Consider the following 22,516-nt stretch of genomic DNA (forward strand, 5'->3'; position numbering starts at 1 on the left):
ATTTTCAGGCACCATATTTATAAAAATTACTAAAATAGTAGTCTAATTAATTATTTTATTTATGTAGACAGAATATATGAATCAATTCAAGAACTAAAAGATTTTGTTTTTAATAAACGACCATATCTTATTTTTGAAGTGAAAGAAGATATTATACTCATATATCCCCTATATAAAATCCATTAATAGAATGGAAGTGACATAAAAGAAATGACGCCCTTGGTTTCTGTAATCCTAACCAGCTATAATAAACCCCTTACGATTGCAAGTGCGATAGAAAGTGTTCTTAATCAAACGTATAGCAATTGGGAACTGTTTATTATGGATGATAACTCAAGTAAAGAAATTGTAGCCATTATTAAAAAATATTTAACAGATTCAAGAATTAGCTATTTTAATAGTCATGTTTTAGATAGTGAGAGGTACAAAACAACTAGATATGCCACGTTAATAAATGAAGCAATTTCAAAAAGCAGGGGAGATTATCTTACTTATTTGACAGATGATAATATATTTTTGCCTAATCGCTTGGAAACAATGGTTTATTATTTGCAGCATCCAAATATAGATATTGTCTATTCAAATCAACTAGTTAAATGGGTGGATGAAAGGACTGGCAGGCAGCGAGAAGGTGTGCGAAGAGTTTCCGGGCAGTTAAAGAATGCAGCTGGAAGAGTGGATCATTGCTCTGTGATGCATACACGGACAATCGCAGAAAAAGTATTTAAGAAATACGGTAGTTACTGGGATGATCATCCTGATAATTGGAATTTTGGTGATGCTGTTTTTTGGAATCGTTTAACTGAATTTAATTCTTTTTATCCAATAAGGAAATTATTGGATATTGCATGGAAAGGGGATGACTCCTTTCAAAAGCTGTATACCTATATGCCCAAAATTATTCCAGATGGAACATTAGTTAGAGGGTTAAGTAACGACGTGTATGTAATCGATAAGCAACAAAGAAGAAAAATTTCCCCAAAAGTTTTTCAACAATTGCATTACGACCCTCATAAGGTGGTAAGAATTCCTGATCCTTTTTTGTTTAAATATAAAGAGGGAGAGGTGATTGACAGTCAGATTTTTAAAAACAGCAAGCTATTTCCGAATCATAAACTCATTAAATCGAATGAAAATTCCTCGCTATATTATATGCAGAAAAATAAAAAGCATCTATTTCGTAATTCAAAAGCACTTCAAGACTTTCATTTTCACCATCAAGTACCTGTTAAATTAGCTAACAGTTTTCTCCATCAAATTCCAGATGGCACTACTATAGAAGAATTAAATGATACAACCACTTTTCTTCCAAACGGAGTGTTATATAAGTGCGAAAATAGTTTTTATATTTGCTTGAATAATTGTCTTCATTCTATAGAAGAAGTAGTAGCTAAAAAACTTAAACAGTCGATAACCAATCCAGTGATCATTCAACCTCAATTATTGCTGCATTTTAAACAAGGAGAACCAATTGAATTTAGACTGTAGGCAAAAGTGGATCATAACAATAATAAAAATGAATCCTAAATAAAAAAGAGCAATTTCATTCTTGTATGGTATGAATTGCTTTTTTATCTTGACGAAAAAAAATAGATTTGTTATCTTATAGAATATAAAAACACACTATTCCAATTGGTATTGTTTAGTTAATAAAGATATTAGAGGATTGGATAGGATTTTTACATTTTTTAATAAAAATAAGCCGACTAGATAACTAGAGGCCTTTGCTTACAACAATTATGTTTTAAGCGAAGGCCTTTTTGTTTTAAAAAAGATGTAATTATTGTACTTTTTGTGAATCAATCAATAATTGGGATAGTTTATTAATCCAAGTACAACAATCGGAATATATATACATATAGTATCACCAAATGTCATTCTTAGTCCAAACACTATGCTGCTTTTGGTAAATTATTGAGTAGGGAGCGATTTATATGGATGAAAAAGTACGCAAAGAAAAAGAAAAGAGAAAAGAATGTCTAATCAATAAATTACTTGCACTAAAAGTATATAAAAAAGATGATAAGCATCTTTATGACCTATCTTTACAAGAATTAGAACAGGAATTTAACAAAAGGGTCGATAAAGCTCATCCACATAGTGATATGGGGTCTCTTCATTGGATTAATAAAAAAGGAAGTTGAATGCATAATGAATAATAAAATGGGGCGATGTATTGCTCCATTTTTTTGATTGCTATGTCTTTATATTGAAAATAAAACCATTAATCTGAGAAATTATTAAAAAAGGAAAGGAAGAAAATCTTTCCATATAGAATATAAAAACGAGGTGATAAAGTTGAGCCATACAAAATTAGATTTGGATCGAATTGTTGTCATAGGAAGGTCTTATGATGAGTATGTAGATATGTTTAAATTGTCGGATAAGGAACTAGCTGGGAAAAAAATCTTAGATTGTCCTGCAGGGGCCTGTTCCTTTACGGCAATTGCAAACAGCAAGGGGTTCAATAATACAGCAGCCGATATTGCGTACGATCATTCAGAAGATGATTTATATCATAAAGGCTTAAAAGATATACAGCATGCTGTTGAGCAAATGAAAGCAGCAAAAAACAATTATGTTTGGAATTATTTTGATGATATAGGAGCACTGCATAAGCATCGTCTAAAGGCATTAACGGATAGTACCGCCGATCGAAAAAAGTTCCCAGACAGATATATTCCAGCAACCTTGCCTTCCTTGCCTTTTTGCGACAATGAATTTGATGTGATTTTGTCTGCTCATTTTTTGTTTATGTACGATGATCGGTTGGATGAAACATTTCATTTTCAAACAATAGAGGAATTTCTTCGAGTTGCCAGGCAAGAGGTTAGGATATTCCCTTTAGTAGATTTAAAGGGAAAACGTTCCATTTATCTTGATAAAGTCATCAAAGATTTAAAAAATAAGGGATTTACATTAAAAGAAGTAAATGTGAATTATGAATTTCAGGAAAATGCCAATACGATGCTGGTGATTAAAAAGAATGAACATGCTAAATCCTCTATGACCTATTAGGAAATAGCGTAGAGAAAACTTTATTATAGTACATAAAAGTGATTGAGGATATTAGGGGTATTATCCATTCTTTTTGTAAAATGAGGTGTTGTATGGATATTCATGATATATATGGCAGTTTGCCTGTTTTAGAAACAGATCGGCTTATTCTTCGGAAAATTAACTTAAAAGATGCAAAAGATATGTATGCATATTGCTCTAATCCTGAAGTAGCTAAGTATGTTACTTGGCAAGCACACCAAACAGTAACAGCTACAAGAGAATTTATTAAGTATATTATGGATCAATATGAATTAAAAAAAATTGCTCCGTGGGGAATGGAATGGAAGGAAAATGGTCAGCTTATTGGCACAATTGATTTTGTTTGGTGGCAGACCAAAAATAGAGCAGCAGAAATAGGTTATGTTCTTCATCAAGATTATTGGGGGAAGGGCATTATGACGGAAGCTTGCAGAAAATTAGTGTTTTTTGGTTTTACACAAATGGATCTTATTCGCATTCAAGCAAGATGTGTAAAGGAAAATAAGGCTTCTGAAAAAGTAATGCAAAAAGCAGGAATGAAATATGAAGGAACAATCAGAAAAGGTATCTTGTTAAAGGGAAAACATCAGGATATGCAACTATATTCGATTTTAAAAGAAGAATTCAGCACAAAACCATAAATAATATAGATAGAACAAAATCCTTGGTAGTAAACCTTGGATTTTTTTGTTTGGAAAAAATAAAGAGTGTCGACTTTTCGAACTGTATATGGTTAAATTAAGCTTTAACTGTTAAGCGATCAAAAGGAAATAATAAACCTATTTTATATGATGTAATGGAGTTGAGTCGATGCCGAAAGCAAAAGCAAAAAGTGGAACAGGAAAAGGAACAGGAACAGGAACAGGAAAAAAGGGTTGGAACCGTTGGCAAAAAAGTGCCAATAAAGCAAAAAGTACCAAACCGTATACAAGTAAAGGTGTAAAACATGGCAATAATAAGAATGCTGCCAGTGAAGATAAAGCTAATAAGGAATAATAGGACAATATCACAGCAGAAAATTATTGTAGCAATATAAAAAATCTAACAGAGCATAGATTCTATATAGAAGCAAAAATAAAATCTAAAAAGGGAAGCCAAAACACGGGCTTTCTTTTTTTAGATTTTATTTTTAGAAAGTCTATTATTAGAATAATTTGCTCTTTTTATTTCCATGATGGATATAAGCTGGAGAGAACGGCGAATAAATTTGGGGTTACTTCCGTTTTCGGTATAAAATAGTCAAAGCATATGTGACGAGAATGAGATTACACGATCCGATAAAAACGTGGTGCTTTCATTTATCCTGAAAAGGAGGCATCTCAATATATGCTTATCCATCTAAAACTTATAAAGAATAGAAACGATAATGGCAGAGACTATAATTCCAGGCAGAAGATTCGCTACTTTCACCTTTGTAAGTCCGATTAAATTCGTACCGATTGCAAGGATCATAATCCCGCCTGTTGCGGTCATTTCTATAATGATTTGATTCATTAAAGAATCTGGAATAAATAAATTTATTTGTGTGGCAAAAAGGGCAATTAATCCTTCATATAAAATAATCGGAATTGCTGAAAAGATAACGCCGACTCCTAATGTTGTAGTTAAGATAATCGCAATAAATCCATCCATAATACTTTTTGTGTATAAAATATCATGATTCCCTCTAATCCCGCTATCTAATGCGCCAAGAATTCCCATTGCGCCAACAACGAAAACTAAAGTAGCTGTGACAAATCCTTGGGAAATATTCCCTTGTTTGGAACTCCCTAATTTTTTCTCCAGCCAATTTCCTAATTGATTTATTTTATTTTCTAAAAATAATAATTCTCCAATAATTGCTCCTATTACAAGACTAAGAATGACGATAAGGAAGTTTGCGCTTTTAAATCCCATTTGTATTCCAAGAACAATGACGGCTAGTCCCATCACATTCATTACGGTGTCTTTCATGCTATCAGGTATTCGCCGGAAAAGGCTGCCTAATAGTGTCCCAAAAATTACACTTATTCCATTTGCTAAAGCTCCTAATAAAACCATGTTTTTTCACCTGTCCAATTCTATAGTTGTGCTTTTTAAATTATAAGGGAAAGATCTTGAGAAAAAAACAAAAATTGCAATATTTATGAAATTTAAAAAAGAAGGGATTGCTGTACGAAAATGATTAGTTAAAATAAGGAATATAGAGGAGATTCTAAAATTTTATGGATATCTTTTATAGATTCATATTGGAATAGAAAGAAAATAATTGCTAGTTAGCGATTTATCTATATGTGATTGGAATTAAATCCAACCTTCCATCACATACTAGTAGCGGCAACTTAAGATAGGGTTATTCTTAATAATAAAATAAAGGAGTGGGATAGAATTGCAGACAACTATTAAATGGAATGGAAAAATGGCATTCAGTGGACAAACTCCATCTGGACATGAACTGAAAATAGATGCAGATGAGAAATTTGGCGGAGAAAATACAGGTGCTAGACCGACAGAACTTCTTTTGAATGCTGTTGCAGGATGTACAGGAATAGATATTTTATCTATCTTGCAAAAAATGAGGCTAGAACCTGCATCTTTTTCAATGGAAGTAATCGGCAAGCGGGCAGAGGAGCACCCAAAACGTTTTACAGATATTAACATTCATTACGCGTTAGAAGGCGATCTCCCAGAAGATAAAGTCGTTCGTGCTATTCAATTATCAAAGGACAAGTACTGTTCGGTATCTCATTCATTAAATGCCAATCTAACAGTAAGCTATTCGATAAATAAGGTGAAAGGGGAGCAAGTGCTGTAAATCGCAAAGTTAGTTAATGATATTTTCATTTCAATAAATTTCAAAATACGGAAATAATTACTCAGCGTATTGGCCAAGGCGATTGATGATAAAAATTTAAAAATATACTTTTTTCGATTAAAAGTCAAAGGGCAAGGGCAGTAACATGCAAAAGAAAAATTCTCGAACAAGAGGGAGTTCTAAAAGAAAATTTTTAGAACTCCCTCTTGTTGTTAATTTTAATGATTTTCTCTATAATCTACAGTATTCTAAAATTATAGATGGTTTTTGTTTAAGAATAGCAGTGTTTTTATAAGTGAATGAAACAAAAAATATGAATAAGGAGGAGGGAAAAATGGTTTCTTTGATAAAGCGTATGGAATATAAATTAGCGAGCAGCATCCGCTATAAGTTAATGGTTCTAATGTTATCTGTCATGATTTTGCCAGTTCTTATCTTAATTGTTTTTTTAATAAATATTTCGCAAAAAAACTATGAAAAAGAAGTAGTAACTTCCAATGAATCTAGAATTATATTAGCAGGGAAGTATGTGGAAGAAAAGCTAAAGGAAAGTGATAAAATTTTATTTGCTAGCTTAATTGATGAAAAATTAATCCCAAGTATTAGTCAATCGAATGATGAAAATATTCCGTTGAATTTTAGTACATTGGATTATATTCAGGATAAAGTATCTGCTATTTACTACCAAAATGATCATATTGACAGCATTTCCATCTATGCAAAAGAAAGCAAACAAGTCTACTCTTTACTGGACAGTGAATTTCGTGTGTTCAGGCTACAAACTATTAAAGAAACAAATTGGGACAAATTAGGCGTTAACCCAAACTATATTTTTAATAATGGAAAGACGAAGCAAAATTTCACTCTTACCCGAAGCATTATTCGATTTGAAGATCGAAAAATAGTAGGCGGCATATCAATAGATATCAATTGGGATATTGTCGACAGCGTCATTGATATGTTGAAAACAGAACAAGAAGAGAGTTCCGTATACATAATAAATAATCGCGGAGAAATATTATATAATCCAAACTTAGCTGCTAAAAATAAAGGCTTTCAAAGATTTGTACAACAGATAAATAACAGTAAAAAGGAGGAGTATTATTTTAAAACTCAAAATAGTTATGTTTTTTTTCAAAAATCATTAAATAATAAAGTCGCTGTTGTAAAGGTAATTCCAAAGAAGGTAATGATGAAGGGAGCAGCAAAAGCTATTGTATACGGAATAGTAATTAGTATGTTATCCATTATTCTTACTATTATTCTATCTATATATATGTCATTAAAAACAACAAAACCGATTATCCAATTGGTGGGCGCTATGCAAGAAGTAGAAGGCAGTAATTTTAACGTGAAAATTAAAACAGAGCGTTTAGATGAAATTGGTTTGCTTGAAAAAAGATTTACAACAATGGTTTATAAAATAAAAGAATTAATAGATAAAGAATATAAAAGTGAGATAGCAACAAAAGAAGCCCAATTTAAAGCACTGCAAGCACAGATAAATCCCCACTTTCTTTATAATACACTGCAGCTTGTAGGAGGGATGGCAGTAGCGCATAATACGGCATCGGTATATACAGTTATAAGTGCATTAAGTGATATGTTTCGCTATATTACAGGCAAGCAAGGAGATTTTGTATTAATTGAGGATGAAATAGAGCATATCAAAAATTATTTGCATATACAAAATGAACGGTTTGAAGGAAATATAGAAACAAATATTTTTATAGAAGAAGGAGCAGAGAGTTATATTATCCCGTTGCTTACAATACAGCCAATAATTGAAAACGCATTCAATCATGGGTTTGAGCAAAAAGTGGGGAAATGGAAATTAACAATTGAAGTGGAGAATGTGTTTGATGATATAGAAATTACCATTAAAGATAATGGAATTGGGATTCTCGAGGAAAAATTAGTTGAACTGCGGGAGCAAATAAACAATACGTCCAATCAGTTATTTGGAAAAGGAAGTATTGGGATAAAAAATATTGCGGCAAGAATTCATTTATATTTTGGCAATGATTACGGACTAAATATAACAAGTGAACGCGGCAAAGGAACAATAGTGGTTATTCGCATTCCTGCCAAAAAGAAAATGGAGGGATTAGCATAATGAAAATAATAATTGTGGATGATGAAAAATGGACAAGAGAAACGATTAAACACTTTGGGGAATGGAATCGCCTTGGCATTAATGTCATTGAGGAAGCCGCAAACGGGGAAGAGGGTCTAAAATTAATTGAAAAAATTAATCCGGAAATTGTCATTACTGATATGAAAATGCCTGGCGTAGATGGAATGGCGTTATTGCGAATTGTTGCAGAAAAGTTTCCGCAAATTAAACTGATCATTGCTAGCGGATATAATGATTTTCATTATATGCGGCAAGCAATCCTTTCAAAAGCAAATGAATATTTATTAAAGCCGATAAACAGAGAAGAATTGAATCTTGCGCTTGCAAAATGTACAAAAGAAATTGAAGATAGCAAAAAGTCTTCATTAAATCCTTTTCCGTTTCTGAACAGAGATATTTCTGCTTTTATCATAAAATATAAAAAAACGCTCGCTTCATATTTAAGTGAATTAAATGCAAATGGTTTTAAACAGGCTATTGAGAGTTTTTTTGATGAATTTGGCAAAATGGAAGGGATCAACAGCGATGCCTTTATTAAGATGGATCATGAATTTATTCGATTATTAGAGAAAGAAATCTTAAAAAATGATTGTACGGTTTTAGAGGTGCTGGAAAAAAAGGCATCTCTATTAACTGAAAGTGCCAGCAGTTTAAAGGCGCTTATGAACAAACATCAAGAATTAGGCAATGAATACATTGCAACGATGATTGATTTAAAAAGCCGAAAAAACAGGCTTAATTTAGAAGAAATAAAAGAGTATATCGACCGCAATTATGCAGAACCCCATATTTCATTGGAAGTGCTGGCAAATAAGTTTTATGTAAGCAAAGAATACTTAAGCAAGGCATTTAAAAATAAATATTGCTGCAATATTACTGAATACATTGTAAGGATGCGGATGGAAGAGGCAAAAAGATTGTTGGAAGAAAATAAGCTGCAAATAAAAAGTATTGCACGAATGGTTGGCTATGAAGATATCTCTTATTTCTACAGAGTCTTTAAAAAATATTTTAAGATTTCTCCGGGAGAAATGAGAAAAGGTTAAAATAATCCAAATGAAAGCGCTAATATTTTCAATTATCTATTAAACGGTAGGCGTTTATTATATAAGTATGATTTAAATAGTTAGTAGGGGAGGAACGATAAATGAAGAAAGCGGTTTCAATTTTACTGGTAATGATTTTAGCAATTGGTTTGCTGGCAGGATGTAATTCAAATGAAAGTGCATCAGGAGACAGCAATTCAAAATCAGGCAAGCAAGTGGAACTCAAAATCTTTATAGGACAACCAAGATTTAAAGAACAATATCAAACCTATTTTGATCAGTTTGTTGCAAAAGAGAAAGAAGAAAAGAATATTGATGTAAAAATCAAATTGGAGTTGCCAAATGTAAACCAAGCTTCTCAATTATTAAAAACAAGACTTGCTTCTGGTGATAGCCCAGATATATTCAGTCTCCATGCAGTCAATGATATTCCTCTATTTAATAAAGCTGGCTATTTAGAGGATTTATCGGATCAACCATTTGTGGATAAAATGTATGGCACGGTTAAACCTGCTGTGACGAGTACGGATGGAAAAGTAGTAGCAGTGCCATTAGAGACGATCCAATGGGGATTTATGTACAATAAAAAAATATTTAAAGATTTAAATTTGAAAATTCCAGAAACTTACTCTGAAATGGAAGAAACGATAAAAATATTAAAACAAAATAAAATTACGCCATTTTTATTAACCTATAAAGATGCTTATATTCCTCAACTATTTTTGCCATTAACTGTAGGAGCATCTGTTAGTACAGATAATCCTGATTTTATTAAAAATATGAATGACGGAAAAGGATCGTTTAAAGAAATAAAAGATATGTTCAACATGATGGACTTAGTGAATGAAAACGGTACTAAACGTGCATTTGAGAATGGCCAAGATCAAGGGGCAGCTGATTTTGCAAGTGGAAAGGCAGCTATGTGGGTTCAAGGACCTTGGATGTCAGATTCTATATTAAATGCAAATAAAGACTTTGAATTTGGTGTGGCTCCATTACCAATCAATGATAATCCGGAAAACACATTATTAGATATTAGTACATCCACATCTCTTGCTGTTTCCAAAATGAGTAAAAATAAAGAAGTAGCAAAAGATTTAATCAATTACATTTTGGATGATCAAGATTCCAGCGATTTTTATAACAGCCTTGGATTCAATGCAGTTTCAACTGTTCATACTTTCGAGGCATTTCCTTGGTTAAAAGAATCGACAGAATATGTTTCCAAGGGGAAAGCATATCAAGATCCTGCTATACCATCCGCTGTAAAAGATGAATCGCAAAAATTATTCCAAAGCTATCTTGCTGGTGATATATCTAGAAGTGATGTGATTAAAGGTTTGGATCGTGCATGGGAACAATTTAACAAAAATAATAAGTAAAAATGTTAAAAGGCAAGGTATGCAGAAAGACAGTTTTTAGCTGTTTTTCTGCATACAAATATAACAGTACGGAGAGGTGTTAGGTGATGTCAGATTTAGGAAAACAAAATCGTGAGATTAGCATAAAACCTATTTCTATTAAAATAGGTACAAAAAATAAACACCGTACGGTCAAACAAAAAAATACCCTAAGTTTATTATTATTCGTTCTACCTGCATTTATCTTCTATTTTGTTTTTTTATTGATTCCAACCATTGGAGCAGGATTCTACAGTTTTACTGACTGGAATGCTTTATCGCAAACTTTTCATTTTGTCGGATTCAGCAATTATATGGAAGCATTTAAAGAAGATGTAGATTTTCGCCATTCTTTTTTCTTTACACTTAAATATACTGCTTTTATGTTTGTATTTCAAAACGTAATTGCCCTTCTCTTAGCCTTATTTATTGAAACGAGAATTAGAACAAAAGGGTTTTTTCGGACAATCTTTTTTCTCCCCAATATGCTAAGTCTAATTATTAGTGCATTAATGTTTTCTTTCATCTTTACGAATGTACTGCCAGAGTTATCTAAAAAAGCAATGCTAGCATTCTTGGATCAGCCGTGGATTGGTGATGCAGATGTATCTTTCTACTCCATACTAATTGTTTCCTTGTGGCATGGCATCGGCTATATGATGGTTATCTACATGGCAGCACTTCAAGGTGTGCCCAAGCATCTGAAAGAAGCAGCTTTAATTGATGGAGCAAATCCATTTCAAAGACTTATCCATGTAACGCTGCCAATGATTATGCATGCAGTAACTATTTGTGCATTTTTGACATTAAACGGTGCCTTTAAGGTTTTTGATGTAGTATATGCCCTAACATCAGGAGGACCAGGAAGATCGACACAAGTAATGGCATTAAATATTTATGAGGAAGCCTTTTCTAATAACTTTAGATATGGATATGCTAACGCAAAAGCAATGATTCTTTTTCTGATTGTATTAGTAATTACATTGATTCAAACAAGATTATTGAAAAAGAAAGAGGTGGAAGCATAATGAAAAGACTATATTCTGTTTTAAGCACATTGCTTTTATTATTTTTCGCAGCCATCTCCTTTTTTCCTATTTATATGGCGCTCATAAACTCTTTTAAAACACAAGGGGAAATTTTTAGCTCTGTACTAAAGTGGCCTAGTAAATTGCATTTTGAAAATTATACTGGTGTGTTTGAACAGCTGAATTTATTTCAAAGCGGATGGAACACGATAATTGTTACCGTCATTGGTTTAGCAGGAATTGTTATTTTTGGATCATTGGCAGGATATAAACTGGCTAGAACATCAGGGAAATTAAGCAATTTTATTTTTACCATGTTTTTAGCATCCATGTTGGTTCCTTTTCATTCTATTATGATAACACTGACAAAAATAGCAAAAGGTATCCATGTTCAAGGGTCTATCTACGGGTTAGGGTTAATTTATATCGGCTTAGGGGTGAATATGGCGATATTCCTTTATCATGGGTTTGTAAAATCGATTCCCAAAGAACTGGAGGAAGCAGCTAAGATTGATGGCTGTAATGATTTTCAAATATATACAAAGATTATATTTCCACTTTTAAAACCGATAACTGCTACTATCTTAATTTTAGATGTTTTATGGCTATGGAATGATTTCTTGCTTCCATTAATTATGCTGACAGATGTTAATAATTATACCCTTATGCTATCTGTAAATATGCTGTTTGGCGAATATAACAGCGATTGGCCAAAAATCCTTTCAGGACTTATTATAACTGCTCTTCCAGTAGTAATCTTTTATGCCGTTTTCCAAAAATATATATTAAAAGGGATTGCGGAAGGAGCTATTAAATAGTGAATGAAAGTTAATTTATATAGGGGAATAAATGCCCTGTTCCAAATCTTTCTTGCTTTGATTCTCTATTTCTCTTCAAGGCAATTTGAAATCAAAGGAGCAAAATGCTATTTAAAGACAGAAATAATAGGCAATGGTACAAAAATAGCTGATAAGTAAAAAGGAAGGGATAGATGTATGAAACAATTATTGTACGGGGTAGCGTATTATGATGAATATATGCCATATGATCGTTTAGAAAAAGATATCCAGATGATGAAAGATGCTGGCATTAATGTAGTTCGAATTGCCGAATCGACGTGGAGTACTCATGAGCCTCAAAACGGAGTGTTTGATTTTACTTCAGTGGATAGAGTATTAGATGCTATGCATAAAGCAGATATTAAAGTTATTGTAGGAACACCTACATATGCTGTTCCTACATGGATGGTGAAAGAGCATCCAGATGTTTTGGCAACGACCCCAAAAGGTTCTGGCAAATATGGAGCAAGACAGATTATGGATATAACGAATCCTACCTACCTCTTTTTTGCTGAACGGATTATCCGGAAATTAATTGGACATGTGAAGGATCACCCTGCTGTAATCGGGTATCAAGTGGATAATGAAACAAAACATTATGATACATCAGGTTCTAATGTGCAGCTATTATTTGTTAAATATATGAGAGAAAAATTCAAAACACTAGATAATGTAAATAAATTGTTTGGATTGGATTATTGGAGCAATCGTATTAATAGTTGGGAAGATTTTCCATCTGTAGTAGGTACAATCAATGGCAGTTTAGGTTCAGAATTTTCTAAGTTTCAAAGACAGCTAGTTACAAATTTTCTTGCTTGGCAAGTATCCATTGTAAATGAGTACAAACATTCGGGCCAATTTGTTACGCAAAACTTTGATTTTGAATGGAGGGGGTACTCTTACGGTGTTCAGCCGAGAGTTGACCATTTTAAAGCAGCAAAGTCATTAGATATTACAGGTGTTGATATCTATCATCCTTCTCAAGATGATTTAACAGGTATTGAAATTTCTTTTGGCGGAGATGTGGCTCGTTCTACAAAAAGTGGGAATTATTTAGTAATGGAAACAGAAGCTCAAGCCTTTACCAATTGGGTTCCTTATCCTGGACAGCTTCGATTGCAGGCCTTTTCTCATCTTGCTTCAGGAGCAAATATGGTGGCATACTGGCATTGGCATTCTATTCATAATTCATTTGAGACGTATTGGAAGGGATTATTAAGCCATGATTTTGAGCCGAATCCTGTTTATAATGAGGCAAAAACAATAGGCAGTGATTTCAGAAGGCTCTCTTCACAACTTGTTAATCTCAAGAAAAAAAATAAAGTTGCTTTTCTCATCAGCAACGAAGCATTAACCGCCATTGATTGGTTTAAGTTTAATGCAACTAGTACAAAAAACTATAATGATATTGTTCGGATGATGTATGACGAGCTGTATAAAATGAATATAGAATGTGATATGGTGCATCCATCAAGTGAAAATTTTGATCAATATAACTTATTGATTGTACCAGCTTTATATGCTGCTTCTGATAATCTTTTAAATCAGTTAAATAAGTTTGTTAAAAATGGAGGACATATTGTTTACACATTTAAAAGCGGGTTTACGGATGAATTTGTAAAAGTAAGGACTACCCATCAGCCTGGTATTATTCATGAGGCTTGTGGGATCTATTACAATATGTTTGTAGAACCGAAAAATGTTTCATTGGCAGATGATCCATTTCAAGTAGGGAAAGAGAATAACTATATTGAAACATGGATGGAGCTAATAACACCCCTAACCGCAGAAGTTCTCGCTTATTATGACCACCCACATTGGGGGAAATATGCAGCGATTACGGAAAATCAATATGGAGAAGGAAAAGCGATATATATTGGATGTATTCCTAGTTCTGCCATCATGAAAAAAATATTGGAACATGCTGTACAAAAGGCGGGTTTATGGGGAAAAGATCAAGAATTGGCCTTTCCTTTGATTACAAAATCAGGCATAAATCAAATGGGGGAAAAAATTCGATATTATTTTAATTATTCTGAGGAGCAAATTGCCTTTAACTATCCATATAAAGAAGGACTTGAATTATTAACAGAAAAGCCGATTAAAGCGGAGGAGAAATTGGATATCGATCCATGGGAAGTACTTATTATAAAAGAAGCGGAAAAACAAATAGATTAGTTACATCTTTATGTAAAAAAATATTTGGCTTATTGGAGGAATCTAGGGGATATGAATAAAAAGAAAATTCAATGTATTTCAACAACAAGGCAAAAAAATTGGGTAAAAACTAAGTTGGATCAAATAGAAAAGGGAGTTCCTAACCTATCCTTAACAGACCAAAAACATCGCATTATCGAAGGATTTGGCGGCTGTTTTAATGAACTTGGCTATACAGCGCTTGAAAACTTGCCAGAAAAAGAAAAAGAAAAAGTACTGGATGATTTGTTTTTGCCTAATGGTGACTGCAAATTTAATATTTGCAGACTGCCGATTGGGGCAAGTGATTATGCGCTAGAATGGTATAGTCTTAATGAAGTAGATGAAGATTATGAGATGGAGTATTTTTCTATTGAAAGAGATCATAAATACTTAATTCCATATATAAAAGAAGCGTTAAAACGCAATCCAGAGATAAAACTATTTGCTTCCCCATGGAGCCCGCCGACTTGGATGAAAACTCCTAAAGCATATAATTATGGGAAATTGCGGTGGGAAAAGAAAGTTTTAGAGGCATATGCGCTTTATTTTGTTAAATTTGTCGAGGCATATAAACAAGAGGGCATTACAATCCATCAAATCCATGTGCAAAATGAAGTGGTTGCAGATCAGAAATTTCCTTCTTGTGTATGGTCAGGTGAAGAGCTTCAAGAATTTATTCGCGATTATTTAGGACCTGCTTTTGAAAAGCACGGACTTGATACAGAAATCTGGCTAGGCACAATTAATGGAATAGTAAATCACTTATTTCAAAAATCAGCTTCGGATTATGATCAAATGGCAAACACCGTGCTAAGCGATTCAGAAGCTTACAAATATATTAAAGGTGTAGGTTATCAATGGGCGGGCAAATATGCTATTCAGCAAACAGTGCAAAGCTATCCAGAACTTAAGTATATGCAGACAGAAAATGAATGCGGAGATGGAAAAAACTCATGGGAATATGCACAATATGTATTTAATTTATATCGCCATTATTTTATAAATGGTGCAAATTCTTATATATATTGGAATATGGCACTAGAGCCATTTGGCCGCAGTACATGGGGATGGGAGCAAAATTCCATGATTACAGCAGATCCAGAAACGAAAGAAGTAATCTATAATCCAGAATATTATGTAATGAAGCATTTTTCTCATTATATTGTTCCAGGTGCTGTAAGAATAGATACGCACGGACATTGGACAGGAAATGCTTTAGCTTTTCAAAATCAAAATGGATCTGAGGTCATTGTTATTGCCAATCCTTTTAAAGAGCATCGGGAACTTTGTATAAAAGCAAATGATCTTTTATATAAGACGATATTAGAGCCTGAATCTTTTAATACGATTATAATAGAATAAGTAATCGTTTCCTTGTATATTATAAAGCACTCTTAGTTGGGTGCTTTTTGTATTATTTTTTAAATAGGATGTTTTCGTAAACTTTATTGCTTTTAAAGGAGTAAGTTGATTGCAGTGAAGGAATGCTCGCTTTCCGTGGGGCGGTCGGTGAACCTCCTCGGGGGGTCTCGCCTGTCCCGCTAATCCACCTGTTTTAACAATAAATTTACTCATGGAACCTATCCGAAAAACCAAGAGTATGAATAAATAAAAAGAATAAAACGTAATGATTACTATTTACAAATAGAATGAATTCTACTACAATATAGAAAGTTAAAACGAAATCATTATTATTTGAAATAGGAGGAAACAATGAAAAAAATTATATATTTATCCCTGCTTTTATTAATTATTGCAGTGATAGCAGGTTGTTCTAGCAATAATGAGGAAAAGCAAACAAAGACAGCAGAAAAGGAACTTACGCTATTATTTAATTTTGCGACAAATACATTAGATCCCAATATAGATACTACATATGCAGCAGTTAGAGCAGGCATCACCGAAACACTCGTAAAAATGAATGATAAAGAGTTGAAAATAGAGCCATGGATAGCAAAAGAGTGGAAGAGTGAAGACGGAAAGCATTGGACTTTTACAATAAATGATAATGTAACATTTCAAAATGGCAAAAAAGTAGATGCAGAAGCAGTAAAAAAATCGCTAGAACGGGCAATTAAGAACAATGAAGCAGTGAAAGGTGCGTTAAAAATAGCTTCTTTAAAAGCGGAAGGAAATATTTTAACAATTATAACAGAAAAACCATTTCCAGAGTTTCCTTCAGAATTAGCTCATCCAAACACATCCATAATAGATGTGGATGAAAAAAATTATGTGAATAAACCTATTGGAACTGGACCATTTAAAGTAGATTCATTTACTTCAGGAAGTTCTATTCAGCTAATAAAATATGCAGATTACTGGGATGGCGCTGCTAAACTGGATAAAGCGACTTTTTCTTTTAATGAAGATGCAAATGCTCGGTTTTTAGCTTTACAATCAGGGCAGGCAGATATAACGTATAGGCCGCCAGTTGAAAGTTTAGAAGAATTAAAAGCGATTGACGGAATGGTTGTAGAATCTGTTCCAAGCTTGCGTACACATCAACTTACGATGAATTTTAAACAAAAATCATTACAAAATCTTTCTGTTAGAAAGGCGCTAGATAGTTTAATAGACAGAGAAGAAATCGTTCATTCTATTCTTGAAGGACAAGCTGAAGCGGCAAAGGGACCATTCTTAGCTACATTTTCTTTTTCAGATGATCAAGGAGAAAGAACATATAGCTTAGAAGAGGCGAAAAAGCAGCTAGAAAAAGCGGGATATAGAATGGAAAATGGTGTGATGAAAAAAGATAGCAAGCCATTAACCTTTAAATTATTGACTTATCAAGCACGACCTGAGCTGCCGATGATTGCACAATTGCTGCAGTCTAATGCAAAACAAATTGGTGTAACTATTGAGATTCAACAGGTAGAAAATATTGACGAGTATATGAGCACTAATAAAGATTGGGATTTAGCAACATATAGCAGTTTAACCGCTCCAAGAGGAGATGCTGGCTATTTTCTAAATGCTACTTATTCTAAAACTGGTGCTTTGAATTATGGAAGTGTAGATAATAAAGAATTAAATGCAAAATTAGCCGTTCTTAATCAGACAGTAGATGCAGGAAAACGGGATGAACTTGCAAAAGACATCACCACTATAATTGATAAGGAATATTTGCATTTCTTTATGGTACATCCCCATACCATTGTTGCTTATAACGGAAAGAAAGTACAAAATTGGACAACAACGAAAAGTGAATATTATATGGTAACAAATAAATTGGATGTGAAATAATGCTAAGATTAGTTGGAACGCGACTGTTAGAAATAATGATATTTTTTATTATTCTCTCATTTATTAGCTTCCTCTTAATTAAGCTTACTCCTGGTGATCCGGTAAAATCGATTCTTCGTGTAGATGATATTGCGGTTAATACACAGCAAATGGAAGAATTGCGAACAGAACTAGGGTTTAATCAGCCAATTCTAATGCAGTATTGGAAGTGGCTGACTAACTTTTTTCAGTTTGATTTAGGAAATTCCTATATAACAAACGAACCTGTAGTAGATATTCTTTTTTCTCGGCTGCCTGCGACCCTTGAGCTGACAGTGGCATCATTGCTAGTGATGTCATGTATTGCTGTTCCATTAGGATCATTGTCTGCACTTTATAAAGATAGTTGGATTGATCAATTAAGCAGGCCCATTTCTTTAATTGGTTCTGCTGTTCCAAGTTTTTGGCTAGGCTTGATGTTTATTGATGTATTTGCCGTAAAGCTGCATATTTTTCCAACGATGGGGAGAGAAGGTTTCACTTCCATTATATTGCCCTCTTTAACTTTAGGAATTGCTATGGCTTCTGTATATGTTCGCTTAATACGATCGAGTTTACTTGAAACGATGGGACAGGATTTTATAAAGGCAGCCCGTTCAAGGGGATTATCAGAAACGAGAATATTTTTTGCACATGCGTTTAGGCATAGTTTAACCCCAGTCATTACCGTGTTTGGGGTAAGTTTAGGAAGTTTGATTGGCGGTATCGTAGTAATTGAAGTGTTATTTACCTATCCTGGAATTGGAAAATTGGTTGTTTCAAGTATTACCTCAAGAGATTATCCGATTATTCAAGGATATATTTTATTTATGGCAATTACTATTTTTGTTATTAATACCCTTGTGGATTTATCCTACCGTTACTTAAATCCAGAAGTTCGCTTGAAAGGAGAGGATAAACAAGCGTGAATAGTATAGACAATTCTCAAAAAATAAAAATAATTTCGTTGGTATTGATAGGTTTGGGAATTATTTTCCTTATTATATATTGTATATGTCTAAATCATGATCCGAATCTTGTTAACTTTAAGGAAAAAATGTTAAAACCAAGTTTTGTTCACCCATTTGGTACAGACCATCTTGGCAGAGATATGCTGACAAGAATTTTACTTGGATCTATTTATACGGTTGGCTATAGTGGGCTAGCACTAATAGGTGCTTTAATCATAGGTATTCCAGTTGGAATTATTGCTGGTTTTATTGGAGGGAAAATAGATCGTTTTTTTATGCGGATAGCAGATGCTTTTTTATCATTTCCTGATACAATTATTGCCATTATTTTAAGCGGATTATTAGGACCGAACTTCATCAATTTATTAATAGCTGTTGTACTGGTCAAGTGGGTAAGCTATGCACGGCTAGTCCGCAGTACAGTCATTTTGGAAAAGCAAAAGGAATATGTGATGCAAGCGAAACTAAATGGATTAAATTCTTTCCAAATAATGAAAAAGCATTTGTTCCCACATGTGATGGGAAATGTATTTGTTTTAGCAAGTTTGGATTTAGGAAAAATTATTTTATTGTTATCAGCTCTTTCTTATATTGGATTAGGTGCACAGCCGCCAACACCGGAATGGGGTGCTATGTTAAATGAGGCAAAGGCAAACTTTCAATCTAATAGTTTATTAATGATATTTCCAGGTATAGCAATAATCACTGTTGTCCTATTTTCTAATTTAGTGGGAGATTATTTGCGTGATAAATATGATGTGAAAAGAGAGGGGTAGAAATGTCTGTTTTATTGATTAAAGATTTATCCATTCATCATAAATCTGAAACATTAGTACAATCAGTTTCATTCGAAATAGAAGAAGGAGAATGGTATGCCCTTATTGGACAAAGTGGAAGTGGAAAAAGCTTAACTGCTTTTGCGATTGGTCAATTGTTATCGAAGCAGTTCTCCTTTTCAGGGAGTATTTCTTTAAATAGCCAATCGTTATTTGATTTTTCAAAAAAAGAGAGGAGAAAAATTAGAGGAAGGGACATTTCTTATATATTCCAAGATTATACTAGTTCTTTTACGCCCTTTTATACAATCGGCAAGCATTTTGATGAATATATCAAAACACATCTTTCCTTAAGTAAACCAAAAAGGATAGCAATGGCCATTTCAGCAATGGAGGCTGTAAATCTTGAAGGAGAAAGAGTATATAAAAGCTATTCTTTTCAGATGAGCGGAGGGCAGCTTCAACGTGCAGCTATTGCTTTAGCTATGCTTTTAAAGCCTAAACTATTGATTGCCGATGAACCGACAACGGCCCTAGATAGTGTGACTTCAAAGCATATTTTAGAGCTAATACAAAAAATGAGAGAGGAGACAAAGTGTGCCGTTCTTTTTATTACACATGATTTAAGACTTGTCAGGAAGTATGCAGATTATATCTCTGTAATGAAAGAAGGCGTAATTGTTGAGAGCAATACTAAAAAAGAAATAATGGATGCACCTAAACACCCTTATACAGTACAACTTTTATCGGCTATACCAACCATATCGGATCAAGCATTAGCATTAGAAAATGTGGAGGTCGTTCATTAGTATGGATGTATTAAAAGTAAAAAATATAAATAAAAGCTATAAAAATAAAAAATCTGTGTTAAAGGACATTAGTTTTGAAATAAAAAAAGGAACATGTATGGGATTAGTAGGAGAAAGTGGCTGCGGAAAAAGTACGCTGTCAAAATGCATATTGGGAATGGAAAGCATAGATAGTGGAGAAATATTGCTGCTTCATCAACCATTTAATCATCAGAGCGACAAAAGGCCATTAAGAAGGCATATACAAGCGGTTTTTCAAAATCCAGCTAGTTCTCTAAATCCTAAGCTTAAGATAAAGGAAAGTTTAATTGATCCATTTAGACAATTTGAGTCACAGCTTAATCTCAGGCACTTAAACTATCAAAATCAAAATCAGTTTATTCGAGATTTATTAGAGTTGGTGAATCTCCCGACAAAAACGGCTGAATCCTATCCACATGAGTTAAGCGGCGGACAAAAACAGAGAGTGGCTATTGCTCGTGCCATCAGCATTGAACCTGTTTTATTAGTATTAGATGAACCTACTGCAAGTTTAGATGTTTTTTCCCAAAACATGCTTTTAACATTATTTGAACAGCTTCGAAAAGAGTTAGAATTATCTTATTTATTTATTTCACATGATTTAGCTGCCGTACATATGATTAGTCAGCAGATAATGGTGATGAAAGAGGGCAGCATAGTTGATTCATTTGATAAAGAAGATTTATTATTAAATAGTAGAAACACTTATACAAAAGAATTAATTTCTGTTTTTGAAGATTAGGAGAAAAATATGACAAATAAGTATTATTTATCTCTCGCTATCCCACTTATTATTTCAACCATTACGGTTCCTCTTCTTGGTGCTGTAGATACAGCTGTAGTTGGCCAAATTCCAAATCCTGCCTATATTGGCGGCGTTGCTGTAGGAACGGTAATTTTTAATACGATGTACTGGCTATTTGGATTCTTGCGCGTCAGTACATCTGGATTTGCAGCACAGGCAAATGGGGCAGAAGATGATTTGAAAAGTGCTATGGCATTATTTCGTCCCATGATTATTGCTCTGTTAGTGGGTTTGCTTTTTATCTTGTTTCAAGATGCCGTTTTATATTTTGCGCAAGTTTTTTTGGGGGTAAAGGGGGAAGTCAAAGCAGTAAGTGCCGAATATTTTTCTATACGCATTTGGGGTGCTCCTTTTACACTGATGAACTATGTTGTTCTTGGCTGGCTTCTTGGCATGTCTCATATTAAAAAAACAGTTTTTATCCAAATTATGATGAATATAATTAATATCATTCTAGCATATTTGTTTGTTATTTTTTGGGGATTTGGGGTGAAAGGAGTAGCAGTTGCCACCTTAATTGCTGAAATGACCGCTTTTTTGGCAGGTATTTATTTTTTATCTAAAAACGATAAGCTTCGAATAGATTTCCATTTAACTATTTTAGGGAAAGAACTGCTAGATAAAGCTCCTTTAAAGAAAATGATGATTGTTAATCGGGATTTATTTATTCGCACTATTTGTTTATTATTAGTATTTAATATTTTTACGGCAAAAGGTGCTGCTTATGGAACAGAAATATTAGCAGCTAATGCCATTCTTATCCAAATTCATTATATAATGGCTTATTTTTATGATGGTTTAGCAAATGCCTCCAGCATATTAACGGGTAAAGCAGTAGGACAAGGAAATAGACAGTTATATGAAAATACTGTAAAGAAATCTTATCAATGGTCGATTCTTTTTTCTATCGCCATTTCCCTTCTTTTTTTCTTGTTTAAAGAAAATATCATTCCTCTTTTTACAATCGTAAAAGATGTGATAACGATTAGTAAGGAATATGAATATTGGCTTGTCTTATTCCCGATTTGCTCCTGCTTTGGCCTTGTATTTTACGGGATATTTACAGGTGCTACAGAAGCAGGTTTGGTCAGGAACTCGATGATTGGATCTATATTGATATTTTTTCTTGTACTTTTTCCATCGACCCATTATTGGGGCAACCATGGTTTGTGGTTCTCATTTATTGTGTTTAGTTTGTGCCGGTCTCTTCTGTTATGGCGGTATATGCCAAAATTAAGGGAAAAATTAGTATTTAAGAAAGCAGAATGAAATAGATGACTAGGTTAATGAATTTGGTTGAGAAATTCATTAACCTAGTCATTGTTGCAAAAAAAGATTGCAATTTTTTTTGCTTTTATTATAATATGGAATTATCAAATCGTAATAATTAC

At 33.3% G+C, this 22,516-nt stretch carries 20 protein-coding genes; 19 read left to right on the plus strand and 1 reads right to left on the minus strand.

Translation table 11 applies throughout. From position 1 onward, the window contains the following. Positions 1-210 precede the first annotated feature (210 nt). The 5 genes from CWS01_RS15335 (at position 211) to CWS01_RS15355 (ending at position 4,035) form a co-directional block, all read left to right on the plus strand. Entirely contained in the window at positions 211-1,488 is a 1,278-nt protein-coding gene (locus CWS01_RS15335; RefSeq protein ID WP_101178068.1) for a glycosyltransferase family 2 protein, read from the plus strand. Positions 1,489-1,934: 446 nt separating this feature from the next. Beyond that, positions 1,935-2,144 (plus strand): Fur-regulated basic protein FbpA, encoded by a 210-nt coding sequence (locus CWS01_RS15340; RefSeq protein ID WP_101178069.1) that lies wholly within the window; start codon positions 1,935-1,937, stop codon positions 2,142-2,144. 223 nt (positions 2,145-2,367) lie between these two features. Further along, positions 2,368-3,018: a class I SAM-dependent methyltransferase gene (locus CWS01_RS15345; protein ID WP_407938574.1), complete on the plus strand. Its 651-nt coding sequence runs from the start codon at positions 2,368-2,370 to the stop codon at positions 3,016-3,018. A gap of 92 nt (positions 3,019-3,110) precedes the next feature. Continuing rightward, positions 3,111-3,680, plus strand: coding sequence for a GNAT family N-acetyltransferase (locus CWS01_RS15350; protein ID WP_101178071.1), 570 nt, complete (start codon positions 3,111-3,113; stop codon positions 3,678-3,680). A gap of 169 nt (positions 3,681-3,849) precedes the next feature. After that, complete coding sequence (locus CWS01_RS15355; RefSeq protein WP_101178072.1) at positions 3,850-4,035, plus strand: DUF3934 family protein; 186 nt, start codon at positions 3,850-3,852, stop codon at positions 4,033-4,035. 342 nt (positions 4,036-4,377) lie between these two features. On the opposite strand, the gene CWS01_RS15360 is transcribed toward CWS01_RS15355, so the two are convergent. Next, positions 4,378-5,079: a DUF554 domain-containing protein gene (locus CWS01_RS15360; protein WP_101178073.1), complete on the minus strand. Its 702-nt coding sequence runs from the start codon at positions 5,077-5,079 to the stop codon at positions 4,378-4,380. A gap of 328 nt (positions 5,080-5,407) precedes the next feature. Between CWS01_RS15360 and CWS01_RS15365 the strand changes: the two genes are divergently transcribed. From CWS01_RS15365 to CWS01_RS15430, 14 genes are all read left to right on the plus strand, one after another. After that, positions 5,408-5,833 (plus strand): OsmC family protein, encoded by a 426-nt coding sequence (locus CWS01_RS15365; RefSeq protein WP_193603785.1) that lies wholly within the window; start codon positions 5,408-5,410, stop codon positions 5,831-5,833. 334 nt (positions 5,834-6,167) lie between these two features. Then, the gene (locus tag CWS01_RS15370; RefSeq protein WP_168714410.1) at positions 6,168-7,949 is read left to right on the plus strand and encodes a cache domain-containing sensor histidine kinase; all 1,782 of its coding nucleotides are present in this window, start codon (positions 6,168-6,170) and stop codon (positions 7,947-7,949) included. Beyond that, a complete protein-coding gene (locus tag CWS01_RS15375) occupies positions 7,949-9,016 on the plus strand; it encodes a response regulator transcription factor (RefSeq protein WP_101178075.1) in 1,068 nt (355 codons plus the stop codon). Before CWS01_RS15370 ends, CWS01_RS15375 begins: the two co-directional genes overlap by 1 nt. Positions 9,017-9,117: 101 nt before the next feature. After that, positions 9,118-10,398 carry an ABC transporter substrate-binding protein gene (locus tag CWS01_RS15380; protein WP_101178076.1) on the plus strand — a complete coding sequence of 427 codons (1,281 nt, stop codon included), beginning with the start codon at positions 9,118-9,120 and terminating at the stop codon, positions 10,396-10,398. Positions 10,399-10,481: 83 nt separating this feature from the next. Further along, entirely contained in the window at positions 10,482-11,444 is a 963-nt protein-coding gene (locus tag CWS01_RS15385) for a carbohydrate ABC transporter permease (RefSeq protein ID WP_235852085.1), read from the plus strand. Next, a complete protein-coding gene (locus tag CWS01_RS15390) occupies positions 11,444-12,262 on the plus strand; it encodes a carbohydrate ABC transporter permease (RefSeq protein ID WP_101178078.1) in 819 nt (272 codons plus the stop codon). The genes CWS01_RS15385 and CWS01_RS15390 overlap by 1 nt, the downstream gene beginning before the upstream one ends. 177 nt (positions 12,263-12,439) lie before the next feature. Then, complete coding sequence (locus tag CWS01_RS15395) at positions 12,440-14,461, plus strand: beta-galactosidase (RefSeq protein ID WP_101178079.1); 2,022 nt, start codon at positions 12,440-12,442, stop codon at positions 14,459-14,461. Between the two features lie 51 nt (positions 14,462-14,512). Beyond that, complete coding sequence (locus CWS01_RS15400) at positions 14,513-15,844, plus strand: glycoside hydrolase family 30 protein (protein WP_101178080.1); 1,332 nt, start codon at positions 14,513-14,515, stop codon at positions 15,842-15,844. Between the two features lie 351 nt (positions 15,845-16,195). Next, on the plus strand, positions 16,196-17,725 hold the full coding sequence (nikA, locus tag CWS01_RS15405; protein ID WP_101178081.1) for a nickel ABC transporter substrate-binding protein: 1,530 nt from the start codon (positions 16,196-16,198) through the stop codon (positions 17,723-17,725). Then, positions 17,725-18,672, plus strand: coding sequence for a nickel ABC transporter permease (gene nikB, locus CWS01_RS15410; protein ID WP_101178082.1), 948 nt, complete (start codon positions 17,725-17,727; stop codon positions 18,670-18,672). Before nikA ends, nikB begins: the two co-directional genes overlap by 1 nt. Further along, the gene (nikC, locus tag CWS01_RS15415; protein ID WP_407938573.1) at positions 18,669-19,490 is read left to right on the plus strand and encodes a nickel transporter permease; all 822 of its coding nucleotides are present in this window, start codon (positions 18,669-18,671) and stop codon (positions 19,488-19,490) included. Before nikB ends, nikC begins: the two co-directional genes overlap by 4 nt. 2 nt (positions 19,491-19,492) lie before the next feature. After that, entirely contained in the window at positions 19,493-20,299 is an 807-nt protein-coding gene (locus CWS01_RS15420; protein ID WP_101178083.1) for an ABC transporter ATP-binding protein, read from the plus strand. A gap of 1 nt (position 20,300) precedes the next feature. Further along, positions 20,301-21,062 (plus strand): ABC transporter ATP-binding protein, encoded by a 762-nt coding sequence (locus CWS01_RS15425; protein WP_101178084.1) that lies wholly within the window; start codon positions 20,301-20,303, stop codon positions 21,060-21,062. A gap of 9 nt (positions 21,063-21,071) precedes the next feature. Further along, positions 21,072-22,394, plus strand: coding sequence for an MATE family efflux transporter (locus tag CWS01_RS15430; protein WP_101178085.1), 1,323 nt, complete (start codon positions 21,072-21,074; stop codon positions 22,392-22,394). Positions 22,395-22,516: the final 122 nt, after the last annotated feature.

The organism is Niallia nealsonii, from assembly GCF_002835805.1.
GTDB lineage: Bacteria > Bacillota > Bacilli > Bacillales > Cytobacillaceae > Niallia > Niallia nealsonii.

Bases quoted from the DNA above. Each gene is read 5' to 3' on its own strand.
- CWS01_RS15335 (WP_101178068.1), top strand. From the start codon at position 211: ATGACGCCCTTGGTTTCTGTAATCCTAACCAGCTATAATAAACCCCTT.
- CWS01_RS15340 (WP_101178069.1), top strand. From the start codon at position 1,935: ATGGATGAAAAAGTACGCAAAGAAAAAGAAAAGAGAAAAGAATGTCTA.
- CWS01_RS15345 (WP_407938574.1), top strand. From the start codon at position 2,368: ATGTTTAAATTGTCGGATAAGGAACTAGCTGGGAAAAAAATCTTAGAT.
- CWS01_RS15350 (WP_101178071.1), top strand. From the start codon at position 3,111: ATGGATATTCATGATATATATGGCAGTTTGCCTGTTTTAGAAACAGAT.
- CWS01_RS15355 (WP_101178072.1), top strand. From the start codon at position 3,850: ATGCCGAAAGCAAAAGCAAAAAGTGGAACAGGAAAAGGAACAGGAACA.
- CWS01_RS15360 (WP_101178073.1), bottom strand. From the start codon at position 5,079: ATGGTTTTATTAGGAGCTTTAGCAAATGGAATAAGTGTAATTTTTGGG.
- CWS01_RS15370 (WP_168714410.1), top strand. From the start codon at position 6,168: ATGGTTTCTTTGATAAAGCGTATGGAATATAAATTAGCGAGCAGCATC.
- CWS01_RS15375 (WP_101178075.1), top strand. From the start codon at position 7,949: ATGAAAATAATAATTGTGGATGATGAAAAATGGACAAGAGAAACGATT.
- CWS01_RS15380 (WP_101178076.1), top strand. From the start codon at position 9,118: ATGAAGAAAGCGGTTTCAATTTTACTGGTAATGATTTTAGCAATTGGT.
- CWS01_RS15390 (WP_101178078.1), top strand. From the start codon at position 11,444: ATGAAAAGACTATATTCTGTTTTAAGCACATTGCTTTTATTATTTTTC.
- CWS01_RS15395 (WP_101178079.1), top strand. From the start codon at position 12,440: ATGAAACAATTATTGTACGGGGTAGCGTATTATGATGAATATATGCCA.
- CWS01_RS15400 (WP_101178080.1), top strand. From the start codon at position 14,513: ATGAATAAAAAGAAAATTCAATGTATTTCAACAACAAGGCAAAAAAAT.
- nikA (WP_101178081.1), top strand. From the start codon at position 16,196: ATGAAAAAAATTATATATTTATCCCTGCTTTTATTAATTATTGCAGTG.
- nikB (WP_101178082.1), top strand. From the start codon at position 17,725: ATGCTAAGATTAGTTGGAACGCGACTGTTAGAAATAATGATATTTTTT.
- CWS01_RS15420 (WP_101178083.1), top strand. From the start codon at position 19,493: ATGTCTGTTTTATTGATTAAAGATTTATCCATTCATCATAAATCTGAA.
- CWS01_RS15425 (WP_101178084.1), top strand. From the start codon at position 20,301: ATGGATGTATTAAAAGTAAAAAATATAAATAAAAGCTATAAAAATAAA.
- CWS01_RS15430 (WP_101178085.1), top strand. From the start codon at position 21,072: ATGACAAATAAGTATTATTTATCTCTCGCTATCCCACTTATTATTTCA.